Raw genomic sequence first — 8,580 nt, forward strand, 5'->3', positions numbered from 1 at the left:
TACCAGTCAGCAGCAGAAGTTAGTGGTAAAGATTCTATTGCCATAGTAACAGGTAGGGATAGTAAAGCAAAAGGATCTATAGGCTGTTGGATAGTCCTGACAGAAAGAGGTGAATGGAATGGCAATACATATCCTATCAAGGGTGTAAAAGCAGTTAAGGTAGATGGTAAAGTAATAAAACCAAATACTTTCTATAAACTATATAATGGAAAAATTATCTCGTGTGAATGATTGAATCCCGGATTGCTTTGATCAGCTTTCCGGGAACTATTTTATTAACCCTTTAATAATAACAATTATGAGTGAAAACGAATTATCTCTTAGAACCGATTCTGCATTTGAAATTCAGACAGCAGATTTAAGTACCGATCTTCCTTCTTTGGACGATGCAAAAGAACTTCCGATAGATTTATGTGGAAATTATTGGACTCCAAAGCATGTAGGAGAGTTCAAGAAAATGTTTTTTGTGGATATAAAGCCTCAAAAAGTATTAAGTGCGACTAATCCTGATGAATTGATAGATCTGGAATGTGCTACTTTCCTAGAGAAGTTAGGAAACGGGACAGTTCAGACAGTAACAAATGGTTCTCGGAGGTTGGTTGGTATTCTTGAGCAATATATTGCGAACGGTTCACTTAAAAGTGGGACAGCTCTTAAAATTACCTATATGGGTAAACGTGATAATAAAACAAATAGATACCAATCTGATAACTGGTCTGTACGTCCCCTTCGTATTAACTTATCTGTAGTCGGATGATAGATTATTATGATTTAGATAATTGTGCAGAAGGTGAAGAACTTAATCCTTTTGCCTATAATCCGGAAGAATATCCGACTAAAGAAGAAATGTTAGATTTCATTTCTTTGAATTGCAATAAACCACCTATCAACATTGATCTAAAAGAATTAAGTGTTAATGGAATGGTTAAGCGTGATCCGATGGAAATGTATTTGCAAAGTAAGTACATATCTTCTTCTAATCTGAAAAACGCTCTTAAAACTCCACGTTCATTTTATTACGATTATGAAAGGGTATTTGAAGAGAAAGAAAGGCCTTGCTTTCAGTTAGGTACGTTTGCTCACATGGCATTTTTAGAACCTAGATTATTTGATCTGGTTAAAGTAGAACCAAAATACAACCAATCTTCAAAAGATGGAGTACTTTGTATGATAGATTTTTATAATGATCTATTGTCAAGTGATAATAACTATGTGCCGGATGTGGACGAAGAAATTCCCTCTGTTAATTGGAATTTCAATGCTTTGAAAGATTTTAGGGATAATAAGAAACAACAGTGTATTGATATTGGGTATTCGTTTATCTCTGAGGAAATGAGTATGATCATTGAAGCATTGAAAAAAAACTATTACTGGTATGGTGGCGGTATCATTCCCCAGCTTCTAAAAGGAGCTTTTTCAGAAACTTCTTTTTATGGCAAGGACGAAGAAACCGGGCTTAATGTAAGAGTTCGACCGGATTATTTCAATGTTGAGGAAAACATTGGCGTGAATGCTGTGATTTCCTTCAAGACCACACGAGCCGATGACCTCGGTAAGTTCTACTATGATTGCGCTAAACTCAAATATGAGCTTTCAGAAGGTATGTATCAGGAAGTAATGAGCAGCATTACAGGTAGAAACTTCAATGTAACTATTATGATAATGTTGCAGACGGTTGCACCTTACGATGTAGCAGTCTTATTCTGGTCTCCTGATGATTTGGCAAATGGTAAATATAAGTATCACTATTCTCTTTCAATCGTAAAGGATTGCTTTGATAATCATAGTATTTTTCCCGGATATGACGCTATGGCAGAAGAAGGATCTAGGGGTATAATTGATATGCATCTCCCGGAATGGAGTCAAAAGTTACTTCACCCAGTTGCAATAGATGATTAAAATAAAATGGATCAAATTGCACAATTACCAATAGCAGTACAATGTACTGTTATTATTTGCGGTACAATTATTTGTATAGCTGTTTTAGTATATTTTTATAAGTTATTTAATTCTTAAAAATAAGAAACAATGATTGATTTAAAAGACTATGTACCGGAAGTGATTCAATTCAAACTTCCAACTACTGTTAATTTTCCAGAGGTGATTTTTCCTGATTCCGTCTGCATGGACGATGTAAAGAAGAAACTAGCTGAACACTTCGTTACCATTCAGGAAAAAGATGTTATTGCAAACAGAATAATGGATGATTACGAAATTTCCACTGTTAGGGCTAATTATGGTGAGATTGCAGAAGAACAAATGCCGGAACTGGAAGCACAGTTAGAAAGCTTGAAATCTGAGTTCAATGCAGCTAAGAAAGAGTTTGAAGCGAAGATATCTTCATTGCATACTCAGTTTAAAGATCTTGTAAATTTAGCTAAGAAAGGGATTAAAGACTATCCTCTGAATATGGTTGATACTTTCCGTATCCCTGTCATGGGATACTACTTGTATTATTCATGGGTAAATGATGCGTTCCGTTTAGCATTAGTTCAGGAAATTCCGAAGCATGAATATAACGATTTGTTCAACTCAGGAGAAAAGAACCAAGAAGCATTCAAAGAATTAGGTTATGAACTTCCAAAGGTTGATTTCAGAGATACACGTAAGAATGTACGTGTTTTTGGAGAAGGAGAAAATACTATGGAGGTATGGGAAGAGGATGATATGGATGTTTGGTTAGAGGAATGGACTGAGGACTATACCGATGATGATACAGGTGAAGTAGTACCTATTAAACGCCATGAATGGCATAGAGTACCAATTTCGGATAGCCCTTGGAGAAAGGAGGAAGATAATGACGAGACTAGCACACAAGAAGGGGAGACCGTCGAAGTATCGGCAGAGTCTGAGGAATAATCCCTATTTGGAAGAAGTAAAGCGTAAGGTCCGTATCCGGGATGGTCATAAGTGCCAAGTATGTGGTAAAACATACAATTTGGAGATTCACCACAAGGTTTATGAGGTTGCTGGATATTCCATTGTCGGACATGAATTAGAGTTCTTGTATTGTCTTGAAACTCTATGCGAAGATTGCCACAGAGTTAAACATGGTAGATAAATTATCCCGGTGTCCGTTGGTTCGGTATCCGGGAACTATTATTTAAACGTTATTCTTATGAAACAGATAAGTAACAAACAAGCCAAACGAAACAGGGAGATTTCAAAGATTAAACAGTCTCTTTCTCCTTATTGCGCAATATGTGGTAAACCTGCCGTAGATGCAGCGCATTTAGTTCCTAAGAGCATGTATCCAGAACATTATACCAATCCTCAGAACATCGTAGGATTGTGTCGAGAATGCCATAATAGGTACGATAATAATTTAGCCTTTAGACGAAAGCAAAAGAGGCTTATAGAGCGTGTAAAGTCATTTGATGAATGTGCAGCTAACAGATATTTCCGTTTATGAATAGTTATCAGTTAGTTTCAAAACTTCGTAAGGTTCGTGATGATACTTACCTTACAACAGCCGCTCAAGCTTTATATCACGAGCTTGTAGCTATCTGTAATGAAATGAAGTGGAAAGATGTGTTTTTTGCTCGTAGTAGTGTTCTTTGCTCCAATTTGGATATGTCTGATAACACCTTACGTAAATCAAGGAGTAGCCTAGCTGCTTCCGGTCTTATATATTTTGAAACAAGCAAAGATAAGCGTATAGGTTGCTATTACTCATTCGTTAAGAAATTAAGTAATGACATTGCATCATCCTCAGAATCATCCGCAAATTTTGAGGATGAAACCGGAATTCCACCTATTATAGATAATATAAACATAAAACAGGGAGAAACTCACGCACGTGCGTGCGAGAGTACCCCACCCCCAAAGCCTAAACGTTCTAGGAAAAAAGAAGGAGATTCTAAGCCTTTAGTTTACCCCTTCAATTCGATTGCTTTTATGTCTGCTTGGGAAGCACTCCGGCAAACACCTAAATGGAAGAAGAAACTTAATTATGCGCTTCAACTTTCATTAAACAAACTTGGGCATTTTGAAGAAGAGTTTGCCATTCGGCAGATTGAAAGAGCAATTGAATCAGATTGGACCGGAGTAGTTTTTACGGGAACTGAACGAGATTATCAAGACTGGTTAAAACAAAAATATGGAAACAATCAGAACAATAAGGGAGGTAATTCCAGTAATGGAACTAAGCCCGCAGGAATCAAATCAATATCATTCGGTTAAATTCCATGCTAAAGGTAATGAAATTGCTTGGAATGAGAACCAGATAGAATATTTCTGGAAAAAAGAGTTTATAAACTCAATGAAGGAGGTAGAACCGAGATTTACCATTGACGAACGTAACAAGGTCCTGTTATCCGAGTTGTATAATTACGTTTGGGAAAGAAGTAAATTACTTGATTCTTCTAAAGGACTTCTTTTATGGGGTCCTCTTGGAGTTGGAAAGTCTGTTTTGATAAAAGGATTACAGCGATATCTAGGAAAGATAAACCGTTTCCGATATGGATGTAATAACGATAAAATAGGCTTTAAGTTTACCAGTGCTGTAGAAATATCTCTCCTGTATGCAGAGAAAGGAATGAATGGTATCTCTCAATTTACCGACAGAGAATGTATGTGTAATTTGGCTATTGATGAGCTAGGACGTGAACCTAGCGACTCAAAGCACTATGGTACTGGAATAAATGTTGTACAAACTATCCTCCAACTTCGATATGAAGTAAGAAGGGATTTTGTTACTCATGTTACAACCAATATCGAACCTAACGTAGCATTTGGAAACAAATACGGTGATTATATCGCTGATAGGGTGAAAGAAATGTTTAACGTAGTTGAGATAAAGGGCGATAGTAGAAGGTAAAGTTTAAATCATAACAATAAAGAAATGAGTAAAACAAAGAGAAAAGAAAAGCAGACTAATAAAAGCCTGCTTAATATATGGTTATTAGAATTATCAGAGGTGGGGATTCGAACCCCACAAACTTCGCCAAGGCGCTGCTTACACCCTTTTAGCTTCAATGGTTGGTATTCCTCACTCGGACTCCGGAGAGAAGCGAGCGTATAGAGACCGAAGCCTCTAAAATCCAATTTAGTTTTTGATAAACGGATTTTTTATTGGATTCAACGGTGCAAATTTAATTAAAAAAAATAATAAGCCAATGATAATAGCATGGTTTTCTTGCGGTGTAACATCCGCAGTAGCTTGTAAAATAGCGTTGAGTTTGTACGAAGATGTACAACTCTACTATATTGAAACAGGTTCTGGACATCCCGATAATGCAAGATTTTTGGCAGATTGCGAAAAATGGTACGGCCAGCCAATACATACTATTCGCAACGATAAGTATCTTAATGTAAAAGATGTGCTGCTTAAAAAACGATACATCAATGGACCTACTGGTGCTGCCTGTACATTCGAATTGAAGAAACAGGTTCGTTATAAGTTGGAAAAGGAGCTTGGTGCTTGGGACGGTCAAGTTTGGGGATTCGATTATGAACCAAAAGAGATTAACCGAGCTATCCGATTAAAGCAGCAGTACCCAGACACAAAACCACTGTTCCCGCTCATTGAAAAGCAGATTACGAAGCCGGATGCCATGGGGATGCTTTGGAAAGCCAATATTGAAATCCCTGCTATGTACAAGATGGGCTACAATAACAACAACTGCATCGGTTGCGTGAAAGGTGGTATGGGATACTGGAATAAAATCCGGAAGGAGTTCCCAGAAGTGTTTGCTCAAATGGCGCAGATTGAGCGTGATGTTGGAGCTACCTGTCTGAAAGATAAAGATGGGCGTATCTTCTTGGATGAACTACCGACATGGCGGGGCGACCCAGTGGAAGAGATTATACCGGATTGCTCGCTTATCTGCCAAATTGAATTTCAAGAGATCATCGACAGGCAGGTAGAACGAGTTTTGAAAGAAGAAATTAGTATTAACGATGTAGCCTAATTAGGCTCAAAACAAGAAAAAAAAAGAACAAGCATATGATGAAATTTATATAAGAAATATTACCTTTGTGTTTGTAATTAGCTCCTTATACAGTCTTTTGACTTATATGGTAGAAATATGATATACTATGGAATAAATTCTAATAAACACTATAAGTATGCTTAATTTTAATTTATATACAATTGATTGGACTGCGATAGGCTCAATGGCAACTACAATTGCTGTGATAAGTGCATTTATATCTATAAGTGTGTCTAATAAACAAAATAGAAAGAATCGTAAACTTCAAATATTATTAATTCGTAAAGAGCAAGAACAAAAAAGGCTTGACGAAATGGTGAGTAATATTTTAGAAATAAATCATTCTATAAAGCCAATTGATATTCTAGACTTTTCTTCAAAATGGATAGATAAAACATTTACAACAGAAGATAGGTGTAAAATTGATCATATAGCAGAACAGGATCAATTGAATAATATTCGGTTAAATATCCAGCTAATAAAACTTAAAAACTATCCTGCTGCTAAATTATTATTAGATCGCTTAAATATAATAAGAAATATTTATGGATCATGGGCGAGCAATATCAATGCGTTACATGTATTTTTAAATCCTGACAGTGAACTTCCGGCAGAACAACGAGATGTGGTTATCACAAATATAGTAGATCAAATGGTAGAAATGTGTAAAAAAACAGACTCTCAATATGTATTAGTAATAGATGATATATATAAGAATAGAACTAATATAGTAGATATAGCTAGGGATATAATGAATATTTTTGAATCAGAAATGTCACATCAAATACAAGCTCATAAATTGGATTTCGAAAAAGAATTATATGACTTTGTTAAGAAAGAGCAAGAAAGGATTGATTGCATTGTTGAGTTGTAATTTGTTTTCAAATTTGTACCTTTACATCGTTGGAAACAATTAGTCTTTGGTTGTTTGTGATTTGCTTTCAAATAGCTCCTACAGTGGTAGGGGCTTTTTTATTATTCTCAATTCTAAAAACAAAATCAAATTATTTATGGTAGGAGACATTCGTATAAAACGCAGGAAAGATAAGTATTGCGTTATGGTAGAACAGGGTGACGGTAGATATTTCACCATTGATGGAGGTAAGTGTGATTCTAAAGAAGAAGCACGTACAGTAAAGAGATCGTATCAAATGGTAAGAAATGCAGTGAATAAATTTAATAGTAAAGAATTGAAATTATCTATTCCTGTACAGGATAAAGATAATAAAATAAATCGGGAGGACTAGCCAACTCAAAAAACTTAGTACTCCCGATTCTTTTATACGATTATGAGGCAAATATACTATTTACTTTTAAATAATCGTATATGATCAATAGAAAAAACAATTATACGGATTCCGGTACATGGGTAAGTGCACGTGAAATAGGTATAATGCTTAATGTTCATACGTTCGTAGTATATTCTTATCTAAGGAAGATCGGTATTAAATGTATAAAGGATCGAAGTGGGAATGGATATATTGACGGTCTATTTATAACGAAGCATTTCGAAGAGCTAAAAGAATTTGTGAAAAGTTTAAAGAATGGTAGAAAGACTCAGGAACCTATTAAGTTGATTGCTTTCATAGATCAGGAAGTCGGAAGCCAAAATGATTGGGATAGTAAGTAGAGGGATGGACTAAAAAAGAATTATACGTTTCCTATCTGGAAGAGGTTTCATGTTGGAAGCTACTTAATCAAATATATCGTATCAGTCATTATCCTAACGGGAAAAAAACTCTATTCAAGTGGGATAGAAGTACAAAAGTGTGGCGATACGTAGAAGAAGCACGTAGCATAAAAGATTCGGCTTCATGGTTATATGATATTTCTATTAAGTACAAGCTATGTAATACATCCTACGATATTGATGTATTTTGACCTTGTAGTAAGAGAGTGATAAGATACATTTGCTCATTGATAATCATCTTCAAAAAGACTTATTTATGCGCACGTATGATCCACAAGAAGGCACAGAATTATGGGACTTATATACTAAGCGTGTTGGTACTCCGCCGATTTTTACTAAACCGTCTGAGTTTCAACAGGCTTTTAACGATTATGTCGAATGGTCACGCAATCACCCTATCTTATGTAAGGAATATGTAAAGAGTGGTCCACGTGCTGGTGAACCCTATGAAGTTGAGAGGAAGAATTTGATTACGGAAGCCGGATTCTGTTTCTTCATTGGAGCTAACAGTAATTATATACAGGATCGTGCAAACGCATTTACTAAGGATTGGGAGGAAGAAAAAGACGAAATAGCTTTAGGATTTCTTAAAGTAGTTAATGACATACGTAAGTTTATTGCAGAAGATATGGATCGTGGGGCTGTATCAGGGCAATATGATGCAATGTATGTTGCTAGGCTTAGAGGGCTAAGAGATCAAAGGGATGTTACTACAGCAGGTGAAAAGATACAAGGCGGATTATCTGTTTCTGTATTGAATCATGAAACTGTAAATAATATACAGAAGTTGAAAACCTTGAAGAGAAAGCCGAAATGAAAACAACTAAGGTATTCGATAAGCTGATCGATGCGTTCGTTAATCCTGCTATAAGGGGAATCGGATCGAAGGGCGGTACCAGATCTTCAAAAACGTGGTCTGCTTTGCAACTTTTGTATCTTGTTGCTTATCAATCTGAT

General features: G+C 35.9%; 13 protein-coding genes. All 13 read left to right on the forward strand.

The annotated features are described in order from the left end of the window. On the forward strand, positions 1 to 231 hold a 231-nt coding region (locus tag JCM17102_RS30790), incomplete at its 5' end, for a hypothetical protein (RefSeq protein WP_033887195.1). A 67-nt stretch (positions 232 to 298) separates the two neighbouring features. Next, positions 299 to 757, forward strand: coding sequence for a hypothetical protein (locus JCM17102_RS20315; protein ID WP_025076483.1), 459 nt, complete (start codon positions 299 to 301; stop codon positions 755 to 757). Next, complete coding sequence (locus JCM17102_RS20320; RefSeq protein ID WP_025076484.1) at positions 754 to 1,899, forward strand: PD-(D/E)XK nuclease-like domain-containing protein; 1,146 nt, start codon at positions 754 to 756, stop codon at positions 1,897 to 1,899. Before JCM17102_RS20315 ends, JCM17102_RS20320 begins: the two co-directional genes overlap by 4 nt. A 129-nt stretch (positions 1,900 to 2,028) precedes the next feature. Beyond that, positions 2,029 to 2,859 (forward strand): hypothetical protein, encoded by an 831-nt coding sequence (locus JCM17102_RS20325; RefSeq protein WP_025076485.1) that lies wholly within the window; start codon positions 2,029 to 2,031, stop codon positions 2,857 to 2,859. Beyond that, entirely contained in the window at positions 2,798 to 3,061 is a 264-nt protein-coding gene (locus tag JCM17102_RS32595; RefSeq protein WP_073350329.1) for an HNH endonuclease, read from the forward strand. The genes JCM17102_RS20325 and JCM17102_RS32595 overlap by 62 nt, the downstream gene beginning before the upstream one ends. Before the next feature lie 57 nt (positions 3,062 to 3,118). Then, positions 3,119 to 3,412 carry an HNH endonuclease gene (locus JCM17102_RS20330; RefSeq protein WP_025076486.1) on the forward strand — a complete coding sequence of 98 codons (294 nt, stop codon included), beginning with the start codon at positions 3,119 to 3,121 and terminating at the stop codon, positions 3,410 to 3,412. Beyond that, positions 3,409 to 4,182 carry a hypothetical protein gene (locus JCM17102_RS29275; RefSeq protein ID WP_025076487.1) on the forward strand — a complete coding sequence of 258 codons (774 nt, stop codon included), beginning with the start codon at positions 3,409 to 3,411 and terminating at the stop codon, positions 4,180 to 4,182. Before JCM17102_RS20330 ends, JCM17102_RS29275 begins: the two co-directional genes overlap by 4 nt. Continuing rightward, positions 4,139 to 4,819 (forward strand): P-loop NTPase family protein, encoded by a 681-nt coding sequence (locus JCM17102_RS25215; RefSeq protein WP_025076488.1) that lies wholly within the window; start codon positions 4,139 to 4,141, stop codon positions 4,817 to 4,819. Before JCM17102_RS29275 ends, JCM17102_RS25215 begins: the two co-directional genes overlap by 44 nt. A 298-nt stretch (positions 4,820 to 5,117) precedes the next feature. Further along, the gene (locus JCM17102_RS20345) at positions 5,118 to 5,912 is read left to right on the forward strand and encodes a phosphoadenosine phosphosulfate reductase domain-containing protein (protein ID WP_025076489.1); all 795 of its coding nucleotides are present in this window, start codon (positions 5,118 to 5,120) and stop codon (positions 5,910 to 5,912) included. 157 nt (positions 5,913 to 6,069) lie between these two features. Continuing rightward, complete coding sequence (locus JCM17102_RS20350) at positions 6,070 to 6,807, forward strand: hypothetical protein (protein ID WP_025076490.1); 738 nt, start codon at positions 6,070 to 6,072, stop codon at positions 6,805 to 6,807. A gap of 136 nt (positions 6,808 to 6,943) precedes the next feature. Then, on the forward strand, positions 6,944 to 7,180 hold the full coding sequence (locus JCM17102_RS20355; RefSeq protein ID WP_025076491.1) for a hypothetical protein: 237 nt from the start codon (positions 6,944 to 6,946) through the stop codon (positions 7,178 to 7,180). Positions 7,181 to 7,260: 80 nt separating this feature from the next. Next, complete coding sequence (locus tag JCM17102_RS20360; RefSeq protein ID WP_025076492.1) at positions 7,261 to 7,563, forward strand: hypothetical protein; 303 nt, start codon at positions 7,261 to 7,263, stop codon at positions 7,561 to 7,563. Between the two features lie 316 nt (positions 7,564 to 7,879). Then, complete coding sequence (locus JCM17102_RS20365; RefSeq protein WP_025076493.1) at positions 7,880 to 8,440, forward strand: terminase small subunit; 561 nt, start codon at positions 7,880 to 7,882, stop codon at positions 8,438 to 8,440. Positions 8,441 to 8,580 lie beyond the last annotated feature (140 nt).

The sequence above is a fragment of the Bacteroides faecichinchillae JCM 17102 genome (assembly GCF_000614145.1).
Classification (GTDB): Bacteria; Bacteroidota; Bacteroidia; order Bacteroidales; family Bacteroidaceae; genus Bacteroides; species Bacteroides faecichinchillae.

What these genes read in the sequence shown, in the direction of transcription:
- JCM17102_RS20315 (WP_025076483.1), top strand. Translation starts at nt 299, where the DNA reads ATGAGTGAAAACGAATTATCTCTTAGAACCGATTCTGCATTTGAAATT.
- JCM17102_RS20320 (WP_025076484.1), top strand. Translation starts at nt 754, where the DNA reads ATGATAGATTATTATGATTTAGATAATTGTGCAGAAGGTGAAGAACTT.
- JCM17102_RS20325 (WP_025076485.1), top strand. Translation starts at nt 2,029, where the DNA reads ATGATTGATTTAAAAGACTATGTACCGGAAGTGATTCAATTCAAACTT.
- JCM17102_RS32595 (WP_073350329.1), top strand. Translation starts at nt 2,798, where the DNA reads ATGACGAGACTAGCACACAAGAAGGGGAGACCGTCGAAGTATCGGCAG.
- JCM17102_RS20330 (WP_025076486.1), top strand. Translation starts at nt 3,119, where the DNA reads ATGAAACAGATAAGTAACAAACAAGCCAAACGAAACAGGGAGATTTCA.
- JCM17102_RS29275 (WP_025076487.1), top strand. Translation starts at nt 3,409, where the DNA reads ATGAATAGTTATCAGTTAGTTTCAAAACTTCGTAAGGTTCGTGATGAT.
- JCM17102_RS25215 (WP_025076488.1), top strand. Translation starts at nt 4,139, where the DNA reads ATGGAACTAAGCCCGCAGGAATCAAATCAATATCATTCGGTTAAATTC.
- JCM17102_RS20345 (WP_025076489.1), top strand. Translation starts at nt 5,118, where the DNA reads ATGATAATAGCATGGTTTTCTTGCGGTGTAACATCCGCAGTAGCTTGT.
- JCM17102_RS20350 (WP_025076490.1), top strand. Translation starts at nt 6,070, where the DNA reads ATGCTTAATTTTAATTTATATACAATTGATTGGACTGCGATAGGCTCA.
- JCM17102_RS20355 (WP_025076491.1), top strand. Translation starts at nt 6,944, where the DNA reads ATGGTAGGAGACATTCGTATAAAACGCAGGAAAGATAAGTATTGCGTT.
- JCM17102_RS20360 (WP_025076492.1), top strand. Translation starts at nt 7,261, where the DNA reads ATGATCAATAGAAAAAACAATTATACGGATTCCGGTACATGGGTAAGT.
- JCM17102_RS20365 (WP_025076493.1), top strand. Translation starts at nt 7,880, where the DNA reads ATGCGCACGTATGATCCACAAGAAGGCACAGAATTATGGGACTTATAT.